Origin of the sequence: Halobiforma nitratireducens JCM 10879 (assembly GCF_000337895.1) — an archaeon.
Taxonomy (GTDB): domain Archaea; phylum Halobacteriota; class Halobacteria; order Halobacteriales; family Natrialbaceae; genus Natronobacterium; species Natronobacterium nitratireducens.
In genome coordinates this window covers 1-18,911 of sequence record NZ_AOMA01000067.1, presented here as the reverse complement: position 1 = coordinate 18,911, position 18,911 = coordinate 1, and the positions used below count along the sequence as shown (strand labels likewise).

Annotated in this window: 19 protein-coding genes and 2 pseudogenes; 8 read left to right on the top strand and 13 right to left on the bottom strand. The window is 62.5% G+C overall.

Annotation, left to right across the window (positions count from 1 at the left end; translation table 11 throughout):
- Positions 1-348 precede the first annotated feature (348 nt).
- Together C446_RS06070 and C446_RS06065 are read right to left on the bottom strand one after the other, a co-directional pair.
- Positions 349-1,110 carry a bacteriorhodopsin gene (locus tag C446_RS06070; RefSeq protein WP_006672198.1) on the bottom strand — a complete coding sequence of 254 codons (762 nt, stop codon included), beginning with the start codon at positions 1,108-1,110 and terminating at the stop codon, positions 349-351.
- Positions 1,111-1,362: 252 nt separating this feature from the next.
- Complete coding sequence (locus tag C446_RS06065) at positions 1,363-1,815, bottom strand: hypothetical protein (protein WP_006672197.1); 453 nt, start codon at positions 1,813-1,815, stop codon at positions 1,363-1,365.
- A 169-nt stretch (positions 1,816-1,984) separates the two neighbouring features.
- On the opposite strand from C446_RS06065, the gene C446_RS06060 reads away from it, so the two are divergent.
- Entirely contained in the window at positions 1,985-2,716 is a 732-nt protein-coding gene (locus C446_RS06060) for a GNAT family N-acetyltransferase (protein ID WP_006672196.1), read from the top strand.
- 256 nt (positions 2,717-2,972) lie between these two features.
- Here the strand turns inward: C446_RS06060 and C446_RS06055 are convergent, their stop codons facing one another.
- Positions 2,973-3,755, bottom strand: coding sequence for a hypothetical protein (locus C446_RS06055; RefSeq protein WP_006672195.1), 783 nt, complete (start codon positions 3,753-3,755; stop codon positions 2,973-2,975).
- A 297-nt stretch (positions 3,756-4,052) separates the two neighbouring features.
- On the opposite strand from C446_RS06055, the gene C446_RS06050 reads away from it, so the two are divergent.
- Together C446_RS06050 and C446_RS18605 are read left to right on the top strand one after the other, a co-directional pair.
- Positions 4,053-5,231, top strand: a complete 1,179-nt coding sequence (locus tag C446_RS06050) for a redox-regulated ATPase YchF (protein WP_006672194.1) — start codon at positions 4,053-4,055, stop codon at positions 5,229-5,231.
- Between the two features lie 401 nt (positions 5,232-5,632).
- Complete coding sequence (locus C446_RS18605; protein WP_152419385.1) at positions 5,633-6,628, top strand: hypothetical protein; 996 nt, start codon at positions 5,633-5,635, stop codon at positions 6,626-6,628.
- Positions 6,629-6,984: 356 nt separating this feature from the next.
- Here C446_RS18605 and C446_RS06040 read toward each other — a convergent pair whose 3' ends face one another.
- Both C446_RS06040 and C446_RS17855 read right to left on the bottom strand, forming a co-directional pair.
- Positions 6,985-7,707 carry an IS6 family transposase gene (locus C446_RS06040; RefSeq protein ID WP_006672192.1) on the bottom strand — a complete coding sequence of 241 codons (723 nt, stop codon included), beginning with the start codon at positions 7,705-7,707 and terminating at the stop codon, positions 6,985-6,987.
- 107 nt (positions 7,708-7,814) lie between these two features.
- Positions 7,815-8,036, bottom strand: a pseudogene (locus C446_RS17855) (GNAT family N-acetyltransferase); the annotation flags it as partial.
- A 69-nt stretch (positions 8,037-8,105) separates the two neighbouring features.
- Here C446_RS17855 and C446_RS06035 point away from each other — a divergent pair.
- Positions 8,106-8,378, top strand: coding sequence for a hypothetical protein (locus C446_RS06035; RefSeq protein ID WP_006672191.1), 273 nt, complete (start codon positions 8,106-8,108; stop codon positions 8,376-8,378).
- A gap of 21 nt (positions 8,379-8,399) precedes the next feature.
- Here C446_RS06035 and C446_RS06030 read toward each other — a convergent pair whose 3' ends face one another.
- Positions 8,400-9,260, bottom strand: a complete 861-nt coding sequence (locus C446_RS06030; RefSeq protein ID WP_006672190.1) for a UbiA family prenyltransferase — start codon at positions 9,258-9,260, stop codon at positions 8,400-8,402.
- A gap of 308 nt (positions 9,261-9,568) precedes the next feature.
- Between C446_RS06030 and C446_RS06025 the strand changes: the two genes are divergently transcribed.
- The 3 genes from C446_RS06025 (at position 9,569) to C446_RS06015 (ending at position 11,653) form a co-directional block, all read left to right on the top strand.
- Positions 9,569-9,880 carry a hypothetical protein gene (locus C446_RS06025; RefSeq protein WP_006672189.1) on the top strand — a complete coding sequence of 104 codons (312 nt, stop codon included), beginning with the start codon at positions 9,569-9,571 and terminating at the stop codon, positions 9,878-9,880.
- Positions 9,881-9,997: 117 nt separating this feature from the next.
- Positions 9,998-11,005 carry a TIGR04024 family LLM class F420-dependent oxidoreductase gene (locus C446_RS06020; protein WP_006672188.1) on the top strand — a complete coding sequence of 336 codons (1,008 nt, stop codon included), beginning with the start codon at positions 9,998-10,000 and terminating at the stop codon, positions 11,003-11,005.
- 225 nt (positions 11,006-11,230) lie between these two features.
- Positions 11,231-11,653 (top strand): nucleoside 2-deoxyribosyltransferase, encoded by a 423-nt coding sequence (locus C446_RS06015; protein WP_006672187.1) that lies wholly within the window; start codon positions 11,231-11,233, stop codon positions 11,651-11,653.
- 524 nt (positions 11,654-12,177) lie between these two features.
- On the opposite strand, the gene C446_RS06005 is transcribed toward C446_RS06015, so the two are convergent.
- Positions 12,178-13,299, bottom strand: a complete 1,122-nt coding sequence (locus C446_RS06005; protein WP_006672185.1) for a pyridoxal phosphate-dependent aminotransferase — start codon at positions 13,297-13,299, stop codon at positions 12,178-12,180.
- A gap of 191 nt (positions 13,300-13,490) precedes the next feature.
- Between C446_RS06005 and C446_RS06000 the strand changes: the two genes are divergently transcribed.
- Positions 13,491-14,162 (top strand): DUF6517 family protein, encoded by a 672-nt coding sequence (locus tag C446_RS06000; RefSeq protein ID WP_006672184.1) that lies wholly within the window; start codon positions 13,491-13,493, stop codon positions 14,160-14,162.
- Between the two features lie 72 nt (positions 14,163-14,234).
- Here the strand turns inward: C446_RS06000 and C446_RS05995 are convergent, their stop codons facing one another.
- The 6 genes and pseudogenes from C446_RS05995 to C446_RS05970 all read right to left on the bottom strand — a co-directional run.
- On the bottom strand, positions 14,235-14,465 hold the full coding sequence (locus C446_RS05995; protein WP_006672183.1) for a hypothetical protein: 231 nt from the start codon (positions 14,463-14,465) through the stop codon (positions 14,235-14,237).
- A 108-nt stretch (positions 14,466-14,573) separates the two neighbouring features.
- Complete coding sequence (locus tag C446_RS05990; RefSeq protein ID WP_006672182.1) at positions 14,574-14,885, bottom strand: ferredoxin family protein; 312 nt, start codon at positions 14,883-14,885, stop codon at positions 14,574-14,576.
- Between the two features lies 1 nt (position 14,886).
- A complete protein-coding gene (locus tag C446_RS05985) occupies positions 14,887-16,242 on the bottom strand; it encodes an FAD-dependent oxidoreductase (protein ID WP_006672181.1) in 1,356 nt (451 codons plus the stop codon).
- The gene (locus C446_RS05980) at positions 16,239-17,279 is read right to left on the bottom strand and encodes an electron transfer flavoprotein subunit alpha/FixB family protein (protein WP_006672180.1); all 1,041 of its coding nucleotides are present in this window, start codon (positions 17,277-17,279) and stop codon (positions 16,239-16,241) included. The genes C446_RS05985 and C446_RS05980 overlap by 4 nt, the downstream gene beginning before the upstream one ends.
- Positions 17,276-18,052 (bottom strand): electron transfer flavoprotein subunit beta/FixA family protein, encoded by a 777-nt coding sequence (locus tag C446_RS05975; RefSeq protein ID WP_006672179.1) that lies wholly within the window; start codon positions 18,050-18,052, stop codon positions 17,276-17,278. The genes C446_RS05980 and C446_RS05975 overlap by 4 nt, the downstream gene beginning before the upstream one ends.
- A 154-nt stretch (positions 18,053-18,206) precedes the next feature.
- A pseudogene (locus C446_RS05970) lies at positions 18,207-18,911 on the bottom strand (iron-sulfur cluster assembly protein); the annotation flags it as partial.

Below are 18,911 nucleotides of genomic sequence, written 5' to 3'. Positions count from 1 at the left end.
TCCGGGTCGTACTCTGGGAAGTATTTTCGAGTTTTTCGACAGAATATGCCACATAGGTCCCCGATCGTCAACCATATTGAGATTTAGTGACGTAGTTGCGCCAACGAGTAAATTTATTATTGGACGTGTCCTTGGTGTCAGTGTCGGCGAGCCGCCGACGCCCCGACGCATCGCATCCGAACGAACCTGTGAGTGCCGGTGGAACACTCGTGCTCGAGCGGCGTCGTGGCTACCCGTGGCTGTGTGGCCACGACCCGCCGTTCTTTCGTTCCCGTCGATCGACCCCGAGCTACCGATCTAGGCTCGACAGAGCGTCCGAGGAGACGAGGGTTCGTTCGTCGGCCGTGATCAGTCCGCGACTCCGGGTTCCGAATCGATGCTGGAGCCCCCGTCGTCGTGGCCACCGTTGCCGTCGATATCACCGCCATCGACCACTCCGGCAGCGGTCTCCTCGAGCGCGTCCACGTGTCGGAGGACGATACCGCCGAGGCCCGCAAGCAGGACGACGTCGATGTACGTCACCATCGCCTGTCCGACGAACATATCGACCAGCGCGAGGTTCTGCTCGGAGACGACCGCGGCGGTCACCAGCCCGGTCCAGCCGAGCACAGTCAGGTACTTGAGCTTCGAAAAGAGGAGGAATCGACTGCCGGTCGTCTGCCGGGCTCGTCGGGTGAACTGACCGAACAGCAGGGAGACGATAGCTGCGAGCGCTGCGACCATGCTCACCGAGACGAGCGTCTCGGCAGTTCCGGCGACGATCCAGGAGACGAGTGCCGCCCACTGCATCCACAGAATAGAGACGAGCAGCGCCGCCGTGTACCGTCGGCCGGTGTTCGAGACGGCCCCGAGAAGATACGCGAACATTGCCCAGGCGACGGTGTACCCGAGAAACCGTGCGACGGACTGCTCTCTCCCCGTCGTCTGGACGGTAATGAAACCCTCTGCCATGAGAAGGTAGGCGACGCTCATACTGGCGGTCCCGACCACCACGGCACCCCCGTACCGGCGAACCGACGCCGGAAGTCGGCTGGTCCAGACTGCATACGAGAGTGCGAGCACGCCGAGTACGGCGCTCGAGGCGAGGAAAACCGTCGATTCGGCGATCATCGGTCACTCACCGATCCGAGCGCCCGTTCCAGGCTGGTCGCGTCCGTCCCCGGAGCGATCGATTTACGACGAGTTTCGGACCGTTCCGTGACCGCAGACTCCAGTGTCCCCCCCTTGCATTGTGTGACGTAGGATCACACTTCGACAGTATGTAGTTTCGGGTTCCCCGAACCGTCTTCCGGAGTAACGATCGAGGGCAAAACCAGTCCGGAAACGATGCGTATCGGGATCGGCGACGCCACCCGGCGACCGTCAGTCGGCGCGGGATGACGGCGTCGCGGCGATCCTCCGGCGTCGGTCTTCGAGTGCTCGATGGGCGTAGAAAGCCACCGAGAAGTCCTGCGGGCTGGGAAGCGAACAGGCCAGCCAGCCGATCGCGATCGCCGTCGCCATCGGTGAGGCGAGGCGACCGTCGCCAGCGACCCCGACCAGAAACACCGGCACGGCGAGCACGAGCGGGGCGAGCGCGGCACACCGGAGGACCCAGGCCGGCTCGCGTCCGGTCGGTCTCGGCCGCACGACCGCCCAGGGACAGCTCGCGAGCACCCCGAGCACGCCGGGGCCGCGATTCGGGGCGTAAGCGATCGCGTAGTCGATCCCGCCGAGTCGGAGCACCACAGCGTGGGTCCACTCGTGAACCACCAGACCGAGCGCTACCGTTCCGAGGAGGGCGAATCCGGCGACGACGAGCTCCGGTTCGATCATTCATCCTGCGCCGGGCGACGTCTATGGCGGGGTTTCCTCCACCGACGCTTCCCACGCATCCGTCCAGACGGAGCGAATCCGCAAGGTCGGCGGGATTTACCTGTTCGTCTATTAAGTCCCAGGGCGGGCCGAGCGAAGGACTAAGTACTGTGGTCTGGTATAACATACCATGTCAATCGGCGAAACACTCGAGTTCGGGCACGAGGACCGGAAACGCATCTACGAGTACGTCGAGCGACACGGGGCCGCCGATCCGGACGAAACCCGCGAGGACCTGGGGATCGATCCCAGTGGGTTCCGCCACCACGTCGCGATCCTCAAGCGGGACGAGCGACTCGAGGAGGTCGACGGGAAACTGCGCGTGACGATCGAGGCCGGTGCCGAGGAGGAGTACGTAAGCGAGGAGCTGGAGTTTCACATCCGGCCGGCCCGCCAGGAGGACCTCTCGGGGATCGTCGGCGCGATCCGGCAGGTCGCCGAGGAGAAAAGTTACATCGTCGCCGAGACCGTCGCCGACGAAATCGATCGCGAGGAAGCGTTGTTGCGACACAACGAACTCGAGTCGCGGATGTTCTTCGTCGCGACGGTCGAAGACGAGGTGGTCGGCTGGGTCCACCTCTACGCGCCGGAGTTGGACAAACTGAGCCACACCGCAGAGCTCACCGTCGGCGTTCTCGAAGGCTATCGCGGCCACGGCATCGGCTCTCACCTGCTCGCCCGCGGGCTCGAGTGGGCGGGCTCGAACGGCTACGAGAAGGTCTACAACAGCGTTCCCTCGAGCAACGAGGAGGCTATCGAGTTCCTCGAGGCCCACGACTGGGAGACCGAGGCGGTCCGCGAAGACCACTACAAGCTCAACGGGCGGTACGCCGACGAGGTGATGATGGCGGTCGAACTCTGAGACGATCACCGTCACGACTCCTGGCAGCAGACAGTTGCCGTCGCGCCCGTCGGAATCGTGTTTTCGGAGAGACACTCAAGTCTCGCCGCGAGTCCGAACCGATACGTCCGGGTTCCTCGCCGCCCGCGTGTCTGGGCATCGAAACGCCGACGACGGTTCGGTTCGTGCCCTGCCGGTACGAAACACAGTCCGACCGACGGAACGGCGACGTCGATAGCTCCCGATCCCCAGCCGACTCGAGCCCTATTCGTTGTGATTACAGGATCGCCAGCCAGAGAACCAGACCGAGGACAGCCACCCCGCCGACGAGCCCGCGTGTGAGCCAGGGCTCCAACCGTTCTCGCCAATCGTTGATCCGAACCGACGGTGCGTTCTTGACCTGTTTGACGCCGTCCGGCGAGCGGTAGGTGAACACGATCGGCAGCGAGTACTCCCCCGGCGGTGCTCCGTCCTGCGTGTTGAGTTCGAAGATGTACGCCGGATTCTCGTCGGTGTTCCCGTCGAGAGTCGTCCCCTCGAGAGCGTAGTCGGTTTCCTCGCCGATCCGTTCGTCGTCGTCCGGAAAGACGACGGGGTGGACGTAGTCCCCGTCGGCGCTGCGATCGGCCACTTCCCCTGTCAGGCGACTGCTGTCCATTCCGCCCCGATCGGCCGTCGTGGCTGCCTCGTCGCCGCTATCGGCCGGCGTGGCGTTCCGGCGAACGAGCCCCGGCTCCTCGAGGTCGATCACCTCCTCGTGGCCGTGAAACACGCTGAGTTCGTTCTCCTCGACGCGGTCGATTCCCGTCGCGAAGACCCCGAGTTCGATCCGATCACCGGGATCGATCCGCGATCGTTTGAGGAACACGTCGAGTTCGTTCTCCGCGAGCCTCCCTTTCCCCGAGACGAAGATACTGATCTCGATGCGTCCGTCGGCGTCGATCGTCGACCCCTCGAGAAACGGTTCGATCGAGAGTTCGTCGGAGTCGGACCCCCTCCCCGTTCCCGTTTCCGAACCCCTCCCAGATCGCTCGACCCCAGCGTCGGACTCTCCTCCCATTCTATCCGAGTATCCCAGTGGGTGAAGTTCAGCGCTACGGCCGATCCGCAGCGAGGGTCGGCGAGTTTCGACACGCTGGGAACGATCGGTAAACGAGTGGCGACCGATCGGTGGTCGTCGATACGCTCCGGCGAACGAAGAACGAACCACGCGTGAGAGATATCGTCCCGCGATTCGTTCGCTTCAAGGCCTCAAACGGTTTCGGCTCGTTCGTGGTCCAGCCGCTTCAGGAGGAGGGTCGACACCGTCGGCTCCCGAATCGAAAGACAATTTGAGACGACGGCGCTACCCCTTCCCATGCTTTCGATCGCGCTTGCCGGAAAGCCAAACGCCGGCAAGTCCACGTTCTACACCGCGGCGACGATGGCCGAAGTCGACGTCGCGAACTACCCGTTCACCACGATCGACGCCAACAGGGGCGTAAGCTACGCCCGAACGGAGTGTCCCTGTCTCGAGCGCGACGAGCGCTGCAACGCCGACAACTGCGAGGACGGCAAGCGTTACGTCCCCATCGAGTTGCTCGACGTGGCGGGACTCGTCCCGGGGGCACACGAGGGGAAGGGGCTGGGCAACCAGTTTCTCGACGAACTGACGAACGCCGACGTAATCGTCAACGTAATCGACGCCTCCGGCGGGACAAACGAGAAAGGCGAGCCGGTCGACATCGGCGAGCACGACCCGCTCAAGGACATCGACTTCGTCGAGGAGGAGATGGACCTCTGGCTGGCCGATATCGTCGAGCGCAACTGGGAAGCAGTCGAGCGCAAGTCCCGTTCGCCCGACTTCGATATCGACGACGCCCTCTCGGAGATGCTCTCGGGGTTCGGAGCCTCGCCGAAACAGATCGCGACCGTCCTGCGTGAACTCGACTACCCCGAGGACCCCATCCAGTGGGAAGACGACCACAAAGAAGAGCTCGCACGCCTGGTCCGGGAACGGACCAAACCGATCGTCGTCGCGGCGAACAAGATCGACGTCGCTCCCGAGGAACACGTCGAGAAACTGCTCGAGATCGACAAGCCCGTGATTCCAACTACTGCGGAGGGAGAACTCGCACTCCGTCGAGCGGCGGACAACGACCTCGTCGATTACGATCCCGGCGACGAAACCCTCGAGATCGGCGACGACGTCAGCGACGCCCAGCGGGGTGCACTCGAGGACCTCGCCGAGACGATGGCCGAGTACAACGGGACGGGCGTTCAGGGCGCACTCGATTACGCGGTCTACGACCTGCTCGATCACCTGACCGCGTACCCGGTCGAGGACGCCTCGAAGTGGTCCGACGGCAGCGGGAACGTGCTGCCGGACGCCCACCTACTTCCGGAAGGCTCGACTCCCGTCGACCTGGCCTACGCCGTCCACTCCGATATCGGCGACGGCTATCTTCACGCCGTCGACGCCAAATCGAACCGGGAGGTCGGCGAGGACTACGAACTCGAGGAGAGCGACGTGATCAAGATCATCAGCACAAACTAGTGAACAAAACTAACACACACGATTCTGAATCCCTTTAGTACAAAACTGAAACACAAACACGAAAGAGAGATTGAGAAGAGATCGAAGTCGAATAGGAACACAGTGAGGAAGTGGAAAGGCTGGGAAATATGGAGAGGACTGTTTTCTTGTTCTCTTTTTCTTTTTCCTTTCTCAGAGAATGAGCTCCCCTCCCCCGGTAGGGGGTGTTATGAGATGAATTGCGGGTAAACGGGAAGTATTTGCTTGATTAGGAGGGTGGTTGTGAATACCACCCGAGAACAATTATTCCTTCTCTCCAAAAACAAGATAACTAACTAACTAACTAATTGCTATGTAAAAGTATAGTAGTAGTATGTACAAACTGGATAAGAACTAAGGCCCACCAACCCCAATTATCCAATATGTCGGAAATTCCAACCAATCCCGACGAATCGTCGGAGAATAGCTCACAGAATCGCACTAACCGGTATCAAGGCTCTGGCAACAGGGAACAACTCTGGTGGTCAGTAGACAAAGGACTCATTCGTGACTTCGAGAATTTCTGTGAAAACGTAGTAGGTGATCCGAACGAACATCTCGAACGTGCGATGATAGAATACCTGGATAACGACCGGTACAGCCGTGTTGAGGAGGAAATTCGGGAAATCAAGGACATTCTCGAAAAGGATTCATCCACCACCCCCGGTGGGGGGGCTATTTCTCAGCAGAAGGAAAAAGAAAAAGAGAACACCTCTCGTTCAACATCGTCCTCTTCGTCTTCATCATCGGGGCCATTGGCGGAATCGTATGATCCAGACGCTGAATCACATGAATACACGCTTGACTCAACGGATCAACGTACAATACTTAATCATACATCGGATGACGAGGATGCTGTAATAAATCCTGAACATGTTGACTGGACCTCAACCCCCAATAGCGTAGAGAAAACGGCTGATGTGGTGATGGCGTGTGCGCGGTATATGTATGATGATCTCCTTGTACACAGTCTTAACGAAGATGGTACCATCGAGGAGAGTGATTTTGTCGATGTGTTGAAGGAGACGATTGGAGCGTCGGATTACAAGGTAGATCAATATGTACCGTTACTGCTTGACCGCACATATAGATCAGTTGACCAATCCATAAATGATGGGGAGAAATATTATCAATGTTCAATTCATCGCGATGTATATAAGGAACGTTTGAATGCACTCAAAATCACTATCGAAGGATGTGTGAACGGTATTGATGACGATGTAGATATTGAACGTGAGAAAGTAGCGGGTAATCTATCCAAATTGGAGGATAATCGTGATGAGTTTGTCCGGTTTGATGTACTGGATGAAGGTGAGGTGGATAGGGTTGAGAATCGTCTTGTTGAGTATTTAGACGACGAATCCGTTGAAGACGAGTAAGGGGACACGGAAAGGAGTGGGACGTAAGTTGCGTCCCGGCACCGTGCGAAGGACCATGGTTGAGCCTGATGAAACGCTCGTATCCGTGCCCAGATCGTTCTTCACCGTCCTTTGTCTTCATTCCTTCGTAGCTCCTCCCCGGTATAGATCGACACTTGAAACAGTGGAGTGGGGGGTCTCCCTCTCGGTAAACTCAGAAGTTTACTTGTAAGTTTACTATCAAGCTAGTCATTCAGAATAGACAAAATCTAGTATTTGGCACCGTCTAGTTCTGCACCTCCTCGATCGGCGTCTTTCCGTCGAGTAGCCCGTTGCATGTGCAAAATTAGTTGATGCTTGGTACCCGGATGTGGGCATTAGTAGCCAACCCTGTTCAGAGAAACCTGCAACATCATCTGGTTTTTGGCCCTAATTTCGAAAGCGTGCAACAGGGTATCGAGAGCTTGATGCGGTCTCTGGCGGTTGTAGTAGTGCATGAATTGTTCAAACCATTCGCGTGCACTCGCCCGACTGCCCACCCACGAGTTATGGAAGCGGTCGATGCGCACTTTGAGGGTGTGAAACCACTTTTCGATGAGGTTTCGCTCGGTATAGTTGACCCGACCGCTTAACCCTAATCGAGCAAGGGCAGTCCGATATCCGAATTGATCGACGAGAAATACGGTGTCGGAGAGATCGTATTTCTCGTTAAGTCGATGCAGAAACGCAGCTGCCGGATCGGTTCCGTGCCGACCAAACAACGCGACATCGAGAATCAGCTTCGTTTCGGTGTCTATTGCAGCGTATAACCAAGACCACTCGCCGTTGATTTTGACAGCGGTCTCGTCAACTGCGACCCGCTTCGGCTGCACCTCAGGCGGGTCGTGTCCGCTGTCAGCCAGCCGATGTACCCAGTTCCAGACCGCTCCGTGAGAGCGCTCAATGCCTAATTCAGCCAGAATCGTTGCTGTCTCCCGAAGAGAACAACCTGTCTGATGGAGACGGACGGCGAACGCCCTGACGGGCGTCGCCGTCCGCTCGTTCTCCCAAGATTCTTCTAAATTCGCGTCGTAGCTCTCGCTGAGCAGGTCTGCGAGCATTAGTCCAAATTAACTCAACGACCTGCTCACTTCTCAAACTGGCTCAACTAGACAGTGCCGAACTATTTACTCATTGGTTCTTGGAGCAGTCAGAGGCGTACTTCGACTTACTTCAGTGACTGTACGTAGTCGACTTGTTTCGGTTGGAACTCCGTATTGCGGTAGAAACGGCGTGCACCCTCGTTTTGCCACTCACAAGAGACTTTGATATGGTCACACCCTCGCCCGCGAGCTATTTCTTTCACACGCTCGATAACGGCCGTACCGTGACCTCGACTCCGGTTGCCCTCGTCGATATCGATGTTCACGATCCGAAGATACCTCCGAAAAGAGAGCACGAAGCGGCCTGTGTTGACTGACCGGTCAGTTTATATTCGTTCGGCCCCAACGCTCGAGCAATGACGACCGAAACGCTGTCGCTGACGGACGACATTCGACGGGCTCACGGCGAGAGCCCCACGCACCTGTGGGGAGCGATCGCCTCCGCCGCGATTTCGATGTTCCTGCCGATCGTCGGGCTGATCGCCGCCTACAGCGGCTTCCAGGTGAAGAAGGTGATGCACCGCAACTGGGTCGGCCTCGTCTTCGCCGCCGTGGGTGCGGCGAACGTGGTGCTGTGGCTCGCGATGCTGGCCCTCTGGCAGTTCGGCTACATCGAACTCGCAGTGTAGCGTGCCTCGAGTCGGGCCGTCTCACCAGACTCGGGCGAGCGGCTCGAACCACACTGCCGCGACAAGCACCGCGAGGAAGACGTACGACCCCCGAATAAGCAGCATCGTCGCGACGGTCGGGTCGGCACGCCGGGCGAGGACGGCGACCGCCGCAAACGCGAGCGCCGCCAGTACTGACGACGGCGGGAAAACCCGCACGGCGGCGAAACCGGCAACCGCGAGCAACGCGGTCGCCATCAGCCCGTACGCGACGCCGTAGGCTCGCCTGGGCCCCACGATCACCGCGACCGTCCGTTTTCGGATCGACCGATCGTACGCGTAGTCCTGGGCGTCGTCGATCACCTTGACTCCAGATAGCAACACGAGGAAGACGACCGCGAAACCGACGGAGACGGGAGAAAGCGTCCCGGCCTGGACGTAGAAGCCCCCGAGCAACGCGAGTGCGATTCCGAGTGGGTATCCGGTCGTCGCCGTCAGCGGGTTCGTATCCAACTGCGGCGCGTGGTGGTACGCGATCAGCCAGGTCGGGACCGTCAGCGCGGCGGCGATCGGACCGGCTGCGACGGTCAAAAGGAGCGTGGCGACCGCGAACAGGGCAGTCGAGAGGGCGATCCCGACCCGACAGCCGCGTTCGGTCAGCGGGTGGTCGTCGTCCTCACCGCGGACGTGGAAGTCGACGTAGCCGTCCTTGACGTGGGCGGTGTAGACCGCCGCGAACATCGCGACGACGTGGGCCGTCGCGATCGAGGGGACGACCTCTCTGGCGAGGACCGCACCGAACAGGGAGGCAGCCAGCGGCGGCAACATGAAGACGGGGTGGACCTGCGACCAGTACGCTCGCAGCGTCGCCCCGGGACCGTCGCCGGTTCTCGCGAGCGACATACCTCGTGTGACGACGAACTGTCGTATAATACCGTGGGCTACGGCAGGTCGACACGGGAAGCCGTACTACTGTGGCACCCGTCCGGCGGGAGACCGAGGGCACGCTCGAGGCGACACTCGTCTACGACGGTGCCGAGTGGCTGTATCGGTTTAGAAAGGCTCTACGGCTATAGTAGCCACTCCAAGCCATTTTGACCTGCTCGCCGGACGGCTCGGCGATCAGTGTGCAAATCGGTGCAGTTGTTTCGTTAGGGCTACTGACCCGACATCGGCGAAACGATAACGACGGCGGCCGCCGTAGAACGGCCGTGACCGACAACGATTCGGACCGGGCACACGTCGCCGAACTCGCCCGCCACCTCGAGGCGACCAGCGAACTGCCGATCGAACGCTCGAGCAGCCGCGTACTCGGTGAAGCCGAAGCGGTCGCCCGCGACGCCGCCGTGAGCGACCTCGAGGACGAAATCGTCCGCGAGCGAGTCGAGACCGTTCGCGACTTGCTCGACGAACTCGAGGGGGTCGACCACGAGGAGGCACGGGCCCACGTCGAAGCGGCGGTCGAACACTGCGACGTAGTTCTCGGGAACGCGAACGGAACGGGCGGGGACGCGGGGACGTAGGCTGTGCGTGCAACGCAGGAGTCGCCACGAGCCCGACGTTTTATGTGATTCGGTGCCGCGCTCGAGGGTGATGGCAACGCCACGAGCCGACCGAGACGCGACGCGGAGGGTGTACCCGTGAGCGAGGAAATCGATCTCCTGGTCTCGTTGAACGACTACGACCGCCCACAGGACGTGGCCGATCGGGCCGTCGAGGCAGAACGGTTGGGGTTCGATCGTCTCACGACCGGCGAGACCACCGGCTGGAACGTCGTGCCGCCGCTGACGCTGGCTGCGGACCGAACGGACGAGTTGGGTATCTCGAACGACGTCGTCTCCCCGTACGGCCGCTCGCCGGCGATGCTGGCACAGACGGCGCTGACGCTGCAAGACGCTGCCGACGGCCGGTTTCGGCTCGGACTGGGTCCGAGTTCACCCGCGATCACGGAGCGGTGGCACGGCCGGGAGTTCGACCGTCCGCTCCGGCGGACGCGGGAGACGATCGAGGTACTCCGGGCGGTCTACGAGGACGGAACCCCCAAGTACGACGGCGAGATATTCGAAATCGCGGGGCTCGACTACGAGCGTGGCGTCCCCGACTCGCCGCCACCGATCGATGTCGGCACGCTCGGCCCGAAAGCGACCGAGCTGGCCGGGCGGTTCGGCGACGGCTGGACCCCTCAGCTGTTCACGACGGGCGGGCTCGAGGATCGACTCGTGGACCTACAGCGTGGTGCCGAACTCGGCGGGAAGAGCCTCGACGAGCTTCGAGTCGCCCCGATCGTCCGTGGGATCGCGAGTGAGGACCGAGAGACAGCCCGCCGGAAGGCCCGCAAGACGATCGCGTTTATGATCGGCGCGTACGGCCCGTACTACGGCAACTCTGTCGCGGAGCAAGGCTACCCCGACGTGGTCGAGGAGATTCGTTCGGCCTGGGATGACCGCGATACGGACGCGATGGCCGCTTCGCTCTCCGAGGAAGTGCTCGACGAACTCGCACCCGCGGGAACGCCAGCGGAGGTTCGTTCGTGGGTCGCCGAGTACGCCGCGATCGACGGCGTCGACGCGGTCCGCGTGGGCTTCGTCGACGGGATAACCGAGGAAGAAAAGCGAACGACGATGGAAGCGGTCGTCGACGCAGTGTAGCGACCCCCGCGGTCCTGTTCTCCGCGCTGTCTCCCTTCTCTTCCCCTCTTCCCCTCACGCCGCTCGTTGCAGTCGCGACGACCTCGCCCCCGGCAGGATCGATGCGGACCGTTCGACCGGCCGAATGCGAGGCCGTCGTGCGGTCGAAAAGCGGGCCTCGATCGCGGCCATCGAACTCGACCGGAGACAAAACGTTGATACGTTCGTGGTCGGAACCGCGCCGGCATGAAAATCTACTTCGCCGGTTCGATCCGTGGCGGCCGCTCGGACGTCGACCTCTACGCGGATCTGATCGATCTCCTCGAGGAGCACGGCACCGTCCTCACCGAGCACGTCGCCGACGAAGATGTCGAGGAGTCGGAAGCGGAGGCAGGGCTGACCGACGCGGACATCTACGAGCAGGACATGGCCTGGCTCCGCGAAGCCGACGTCGCGGTGGCCGAAGTGACCATCCCCAGCCTGGGCGTGGGCTACGAGATCGGTCGCCTCGTCGCTCGAGGGACACCCGTTTGTGGGCTGTACCGGCCCGACGCCGACCACGAGTTGTCCGCCATGATCCGGGGCAACGACGCCGTCGACGTCCTCGAGTACGAGTCGTTACCGGGCGTCGCAGCCCAACTCGAGGAGTTCCTGCGAAGTCACCGCTGAAGCGGGTTCGTACGAAGGGACCACGGCTCTGCGTTCGGGACCCGTGGTCGAACGTCTCGTTCCTGCCGGGTTTTCGGGTCTCGTGTCTCGAGTTTCGATCCACGAGCCTCGAGTCGTCGGAAGGTACCGACGCACCGTTTTGGTCTCGTAGTGATTCCAGCAAAGCGGGATTCGCTTCGTCAATGTGACGGTCGAACAGGATCGGTCGGTTCATACTGCCGGACAAAACCATGCACACACCGATCGCACTCGAGACGCCGTCGAGTTCCGCGACGGGCGTCGAGACGCGATCGGGTGTGTACTGACTGTTGTCCAGTCGTATCAATCGACGCTGAACCGGAAGTTGGCCGAAACCGGCGACCCCGTCCACGAACAACTGCTCTCCTGGTGGATGAGCGAAAGTCACTCGGAGTCCCGTCTCGCTGCACAGTTGGAACGCTTAAGTCCACCCTCGAGTGGCCACGAGAAAGAGCGACCGAGGTATCGAACGCAGCGAACGCGAATCGAAATCGCCGGCCAGTCAGCTATCGGACCGCTCGAGTCGCGTTCCCCATGATCTCGAGTGCCTCCTTGAGGTCTTCCGTCGCGGTCGCGTAGGAGAGCCGGGCGTAGCCGTCGCCGTGTTCGCCGAACGCGTCGCCGGGAACGACGACGACGTCTCGGTCGAGGACTTCGTCGACCCAGCCGTCGGGTACCTTCGGCATGGCGTAGAACGCGCCTTCGGGAGTCGGTACCTCGAGCCCGGCGTCCTCGAGACCGTCGACGACGATGTCCCGACGCTGTTCGAAGGCGTCGACCATCTCCTCGACAGGGTCTTGCGGTCCGGTAAGCGCGGCCTCGGCAGCGAACTGGGCCGGTGCGGAGGCGCAGGCCTGCCCGTATTGGTGGACTCGCAGCATCCGCTCGATTCGACGGTTCGAACCGATTACCCAACCGAGCCGCCAGCCCGTCATCGAGTAGGTCTTCGAGCACGCACTGACGACGACGACGTTGTCCGTCTGGGCGAACTCCATCGGCGAGCGGTGCTCGCCATCGAAGACGATCTTCTCGTAGACCTCGTCGGAGAGACAGAGCACGTCGTGCTCGTCGGCGATGCGGGCGAACTCCCGCATATCCGCCTCGCTCTGGACGGCCCCCGTCGGGTTCGCGGGGCTGTTGACGATGAACGCGGCCGTCTCGTCGGTGATCGCGTCCTCGACGGTCGCTGGATCGAGGGTCAGGTCTTCCCGCAGCGACACCGGCTTCGGCGTCCCGTCGGCAATCTTCGTCAGCGCGTCGTAGGAGACAAAGCCCGGGTCGGGGAAGATCACTTCCTGACCGGGATCGACGTGGGCCTCGAGCGCGAGCAACAGTGCCTCGCTACCGCCCGAGGTGGCGATCGTGTTCTCGGGATCGACCTCGAGGCCGTAGTCGTGGTCGTACCTGCCGGCGATCGCCTCCCGGAGCTCTCGGGTCCCCTTGTTCGACGTGTAGGCGTCAGTCTTTCCGTCTTCGATGGCGTCTACCGCCGCCTGCCGGGCGTGTTCGGGTGTCGGGAAGTCGGGCTGGCCCAACCCGAGGTTGATCGCGTCCTCGCCCGCTGCTTCGAACACTTCGCGGATGCCGCTGATCGAAACCCGTTCGACCCGGTCTGCGAACTCGGTCATGTTTAGACAGGTGCGGGCGACCCCGATAACTGTTGGTGCTCTTGCCCACACCGTCTCACGCTCCGTGACACCGGAACTGTCACGATCGACCCGTAATTCGTGTCGTTGGGCTATCAGAACGACGGAAAATCTTGTCTCCACGATCACAGGAGCCGTAAGGAATATGCATCCCCTGGCGTACCACTGACGTGATGACTACATCTCGCCGATCGCTACTCGCCGCCGGCGCGACGGGAACGCTCGCGTTGACCGCAGGCTGTCTCGATTTCGCCCTGGGGAACGCACCTCTCGAGTTTACGGCCCGACGGGCCGCACCGAGCGACGCCACGCTCGAGGGGACGGGGTACGTCGAAGACGAAGTCGAGGAACAGTCGTTCGAAGAGACCGTCGAGGTCGCCGGCCTCGAGCGCGAGGTCCGGGCCGGGATCTGGACGTCAGTCTACACGAAAGACCGCGACTTCGAGGGCCAGACCCACGAGGCAAGCGTTTTCGCCGCCGTCTCTGTTCCCGGGATGGAGGTGGCCGGCTACTCGGTCAACCCGCTGGACGGGCTCTCGAACGAGGAACTGCTCGAGGAGTTTCTAGAACAGCTCGAGGGTGGCGAGGGTGAGGACGGGTTCGCCCTCGAGGACCTCGAGCACGACGAGACGTTCCAGCTCCCGATCCTCGGTGAGGGACGGGACGTGGACGCGTTCGTCGGGGAAACGGAGTTCCAGGGCCGGACCGTCGACGTCGATGTCGTCGTCAGTTCGTTCCTCCACGACGACGATCTGCTCGTCGTACTGGGCAGTTATCCGGAGCCGTTCGCCGAGGAGTCGGCGAACGTCGAGGTGTTGATGGAGTCGCTCGAACACCCGATCTGACACATAACGTGCGGAAGCCACCCTTTCGGGGATGGGAGGACATCAAGGGGCGAGGCGAGTCCTGTTGGGTTCTCACTCCGGCGTTTCGACGATCCGGGTATTCCCGGTCCGTGGATCGATGTGGACGCGCCAGGTACTCTCCTCGCTGGTTGCGGGAACGATCCACGTCGATCTGGTCCGCTGGGGCATCGACGTCACGACGGATTCACAGCCGGCGTCGCTGAGTGCGTCGTAGGCCGTCACGGCGGCGTCTTCTTTGGTCGCGATTTCGGGTCCGTCGTCGGTGGCGAGTCGGTCGGTCATGGAGATCTCCCTCTATTGTCTCGTGTGTGTTTCTCACCCAATAAACGGGTAACCGGTTCCCGGTGATTGGGAACGGGGTGGACGATTGCAGCCGTCGGGGACCACTGCTCAGCCGTGTTTGAACGTCATCCCGGCACCGCGTTCCGGGTACGTCCACACGACGTTGTCGTACTCGCAGGCGAACCGGCAACTCGAGCACTCGAGGCAGTTCTCGTAGGCAATGTGGGGAACGCCGTCGTCGCCCTCGCGCCAGACGTTGGCCGGACAGACGCGCACGCAGTCGTTGGTTTCACACTGCATGCAGACGTCCTCGACTTTCACGTCGAGGTGTGAGTCCCCGGGGTCTTCGTACTTGACAGTGTAGAGGCGATCCTCCATCGAGTCGTTGTCGAGGTCGGGAGTCTGGGGTTGAACGCTCATATCAGGTCACCACCTTTCGGTATCGCAGGGCGAGTTTTGCAGCGCCAGTCCAGCCGCCGACGGCGCTCAGGACGGCGCTTTTCGCGTTTTTGGCGTGGGATTCTTTCGGCTGGCGATCCATCCGGAAGTACTCCGTGCCGGCGTCGGCGAAGGCACGCGGTAGGTCCTCGAACAGCAGGTCACGGTCCTCCTCGACCGCGTTCATCATCCACTGGTAGTGTTCGAGGTTCTTCACGACGAACGACTCCTCGAGCGACTCGGGGTAGGCCTGCAAGGCGTCGGCCCCGACGCGGCCCTTGTCCGCCGCACGGGCGATCGCGTTGCCCGCGTGGTAGCCGCTCTCGACGGCCATGTTCGTCCCCTCGAGGTGGACGCCGTTGTTGAGCACCAGACCGGCCGCGTCGCCGACGATGGCCGCGCCGTCGTGGACGAGGTCGGGGATGCTCTCGGCACCGCCTTCGGGGATCGTCTTCGCGCTGTACTCGACGGTTCGGGCGTTCCGTACCAGCGGCGCGACCGCCGGATGGGACTTGAACGCGTTCAGCGTCTCCTCCGGGGACTGATCGTGGGCCGCGGCGTCCTCGATCCGGTAGGCGACGCCGATGCTTACTGTGTCCTCGTTGGTGTAAATGAACCCGCCACCGAAGGCGTCGCCGACGGCTCCCTCGCCGAAGTAGTGATAGGAGACGCCGGCCTCGTCGGTCAGCCGGAACCGATCCTCGATGACCTCGTCCCGTTGTGGGAACTCGAGGACTTCCTTGACGCCGACGGCGACGTTTTCGCGGGTTTCGGTCTGCTTGAGGTTCGCTCCTTCGCTGACCAGCGAGTTGCCACCCTCAGCGAGCACGACGTACGGCGCGCGGATGGTCCCGTCCGGTCGGTCGGTCTCGACGCCGGCGATGCGGCCGTCCTCGCGGATCAGCCCGGTCACCGTCGTCGAGTTCAGCAGGGTCGCACCTTCCTCGGCGGCCTGTTCGGCGAACCACTCGTCGAAGTCGCCGCGAAGGACGGTGTAGGAGTCGTTGTGGGGCTTCTCGTGCCACTCGCCGGGACGCAGCGAGACTGCGGTCTCGTCGTCCTTGCTCAGCATACTGAACCGTCGCTCGGCGACGTACCGCTCGACCGGTGCGTCGTCGAAGTCGGTCAACTCGCGGATCGTCGGGGTGTAGAGCACCCCGCCGAAGACGTTCTTGGCTCCCGGCGAGGAACCGCGTTCGATCAGCAGTACGTCGAGTCCACGGTTCGCCATCGTCAGGGCGGCGGCGCTCCCGGCGAGGCCGGCACCGACGACGATGGCATCGAACTCGTCATCGTAGTTCGGGTCGGCTACGGTGTCGCTTTCAAGTTCTGGGCTCATTGTACCACCTCCTGCGGTTCCGCAGCTTCGTCGAACCGTTCGGCGAGTTCGGGACAGGCGTCGACCAGATCGGCCACGATCCCGTGGTCGGCGTGTTCGAAGATCGGCGCGTTCGGGTCGTTGTTGATCGCGACGACCGTCTCGCTTTTGTTCATCCCCTCGAGGTGCTGGACCGCGCCGCTGATACCGACGGCGACGTACAGTTCGGGGCGGACGGTCTTGCCGGTCTGGCCGACCTGTCGCGCACCGTCGACCCAGCCCTCGTCGACCGCGGCACGGCTCGCCGCGATCTCCGCATCGAGGGCGTCGGCGAGTTTCCGGGCCGGCTCGAGGTCGCCATCGATACCGTGTCCGACGGCGACGATCCGCTCGGCCTCGGTGATGTCGGCGGTGTCGCCGACCTCGCGCTCGAGGACTTCACTGATGGCGTCGTCCTCTTCGACGACGACATCGGCCTCGACGATCTCGCCGTCGGCGTCTCCGTCGGGTTCGGCGGCCTCGAAGACGCCGGGCCGGATCGTCGCCATCTGGGGCCGGTGTTCCTCACAGAGGATCGTCGCCAAGACGTCGCCGCCGAAGGCGGGGCGACGGGCCTCGAGCAGGCCGTCGTCGTCGACGCCGAGTTCGGTCACGTCGGCGGTCAGGCCCGCGTGGGCCGGCACCGCGACGCGGCCGGCGAAGTCCCGGCCGGTGTGGGTTCCGCCGATGAGGACGATCGAAGGCTTGCGCTTTTCGACCATCGCGCGGAACTGCTCGCCGTAGGGGTCGGCTCGGTAGGGCTCGAACACCGGGTCGTCGGCGACGAGCACGCGGTCGGCACCCCGTTCGAGGGCCTCCTCGGCGACGTCGTCCAGGTCCTCGCCGATCGCCAGCGCGACGAGATCGTCGCCGAGTTCGTCGGCCAGCCGTTCGGCCTCGTCGAGCAGTTCCCACGAGACGGACATGACCTCGCCGTCGTGTTCCTCGACGAACACCCAGACGTCGTCGTACTCCTCGACGTCGACGACGCCGTTCTCGAATTCGTCGTCGTCGCTCATGCTACCACCTCCTCGATCGAGTCGGCGAGGTCGTCGATCTCGTCGACGACCTCACCCTTGCGCTCGACCGGATCGACCGTCTCCATCCCACCGACGGAGGTCGGCGACACCTCGAGGCCGACCTCGTCTTTGATCTCGAGATCCTCGGCATCCCAGACCGTCGGCTCGAAGTCGTTCTCGCCGTATATCTTCCGGTGTAACGGTGCGGGACGTGGATCGAACTCGCCGTAGGCCGCGGCGACGACGACGGGAAGGTCCGCGGCGACGAGTTCGTGTCCCCCCTCCACGTCGCGACGAGCGGCGAGCCGGTCCTCCTCGGGCCGTGCGTCGACGGCCTCGGCGTAGGTCAGTTGTGCCCAGCCGTTGTGGGCCGCGATTCCCGGAGGAACCTGGCCCGTCGAGGAGTCGGTCGTCTCCTCGCCGCAGATGACGACATCGGCCTCGAGCGCCTCGGCCGCCCGGGCGAGCGTCAGACTCGTCGGCCACGTGTCGCTGCCACCGAAGGCACGGTCCGAGATCAACACGGCGTCGTCACAGCCCATCGCGACGGCCTCTTTGAGGACGGTCTTGGCGTTCGGCGGCCCCATACTCATCGCGATTACCTCGCCGCCGACCTGATCCCGGATCCTGAAGGCGGCCTCGAGGGCCTCCCGATCCGGCCCGTTCATCACCGCGGGCGCACTCGCCCGGTCGAGCCGACCCGTGTCCGGGTCGATACCGACCTCGTCGGCGTCGGGTACCTGTTTGACCCCGACGACTATCGTCCATGACATGGTATCACCACACCCTACGGTAGGCGACTGACGGAGATACTTTATGATGGCATTTCCAGTCGTTCGAGAACTACCTTCACAGGTTCACGTTTTTATATTGCGTGACGAGACCAGTTTCTCTACGGCGAAGCTGAAGCTACCGAACGGCGACGTATCACGCGGTCTGGCCGCGAGCGACGTGGCGGCGATTGACCAGTCCGATCAGGTCCGTTACCGCGATGGCGACCGCTCGAGTCGGATCACACCCCGGTTCGTCCCCGTCGGAACGACTCGTCAAGCAGCCGGTCGCCGCCGCTCGATCGCCGCCAGCCGATGTCCCGTTCGCTCGTTCCCGGCTGCCGTCGGTCGTCTCCTCGAGTGAAAGCGTTCCGAGATACGGACGATCGATATCCGCATCGACGGCCCGGTGAACGCACGGACGGGCCGGATTCTTGGCGCACGCAGGGACGAACCCGGAGGCAGATTCCGTGAGAGAGACGTTGCTTGCGTCCGCGAGTCCGGCCTGTCCGCCAGGAGCGTCCCCGCGTGCGGTTCCGATAGCCCCGATCACCGACGTAGCCGAGGAGAGTTCCCGAACGGCGTCCCGGACCCGTTCGAAATCACCCCCATCGCGTACGTCACCGACCGCGATCGTTCCGTCGAGTCCGACGTCCTCCAGTGCAACGCGTGGGAGCGCGTCCGTCCCGGACGGGAGCACGACGAGCAAGTAATCGAGGGCCCCCCACGACGCGCGCTCGAGCACGTGCGGGACGAGAAATTCGAGAACCGCATCGGCCGGTGGAACGGCATCGGAGTCAGGAGCCAACGAGCCCAAGCGAACGACTGAGACGCTCCGAACAGTCGGCGGATCGAACGGCTC

Coding starts and splice junctions, on each gene's coding strand:
- C446_RS05995 (WP_006672183.1), bottom strand. CDS start 14,465: ATGACCGACCGACTCGCCACCGACGACGGACCCGAAATCGCGACCAAA.
- C446_RS06030 (WP_006672190.1), bottom strand. CDS start 9,260: ATGTCGCTCGCGAGAACCGGCGACGGTCCCGGGGCGACGCTGCGAGCG.
- C446_RS05990 (WP_006672182.1), bottom strand. CDS start 14,885: ATGAGCGTTCAACCCCAGACTCCCGACCTCGACAACGACTCGATGGAG.
- C446_RS05975 (WP_006672179.1), bottom strand. CDS start 18,052: ATGTCATGGACGATAGTCGTCGGGGTCAAACAGGTACCCGACGCCGAC.
- C446_RS06065 (WP_006672197.1), bottom strand. CDS start 1,815: ATGATCGAACCGGAGCTCGTCGTCGCCGGATTCGCCCTCCTCGGAACG.
- C446_RS18605 (WP_152419385.1), top strand. CDS start 5,633: ATGTCGGAAATTCCAACCAATCCCGACGAATCGTCGGAGAATAGCTCA.
- C446_RS06055 (WP_006672195.1), bottom strand. CDS start 3,755: ATGGGAGGAGAGTCCGACGCTGGGGTCGAGCGATCTGGGAGGGGTTCG.
- C446_RS06035 (WP_006672191.1), top strand. CDS start 8,106: ATGACGACCGAAACGCTGTCGCTGACGGACGACATTCGACGGGCTCAC.
- C446_RS06060 (WP_006672196.1), top strand. CDS start 1,985: ATGTCAATCGGCGAAACACTCGAGTTCGGGCACGAGGACCGGAAACGC.
- C446_RS06050 (WP_006672194.1), top strand. CDS start 4,053: ATGCTTTCGATCGCGCTTGCCGGAAAGCCAAACGCCGGCAAGTCCACG.
- C446_RS06005 (WP_006672185.1), bottom strand. CDS start 13,299: ATGACCGAGTTCGCAGACCGGGTCGAACGGGTTTCGATCAGCGGCATC.
- C446_RS06040 (WP_006672192.1), bottom strand. CDS start 7,707: ATGCTCGCAGACCTGCTCAGCGAGAGCTACGACGCGAATTTAGAAGAA.
- C446_RS06070 (WP_006672198.1), bottom strand. CDS start 1,110: ATGATCGCCGAATCGACGGTTTTCCTCGCCTCGAGCGCCGTACTCGGC.
- C446_RS05980 (WP_006672180.1), bottom strand. CDS start 17,279: ATGAGCGACGACGACGAATTCGAGAACGGCGTCGTCGACGTCGAGGAG.
- C446_RS06015 (WP_006672187.1), top strand. CDS start 11,231: ATGAAAATCTACTTCGCCGGTTCGATCCGTGGCGGCCGCTCGGACGTC.
- C446_RS05985 (WP_006672181.1), bottom strand. CDS start 16,242: ATGAGCCCAGAACTTGAAAGCGACACCGTAGCCGACCCGAACTACGAT.
- C446_RS06000 (WP_006672184.1), top strand. CDS start 13,491: ATGACTACATCTCGCCGATCGCTACTCGCCGCCGGCGCGACGGGAACG.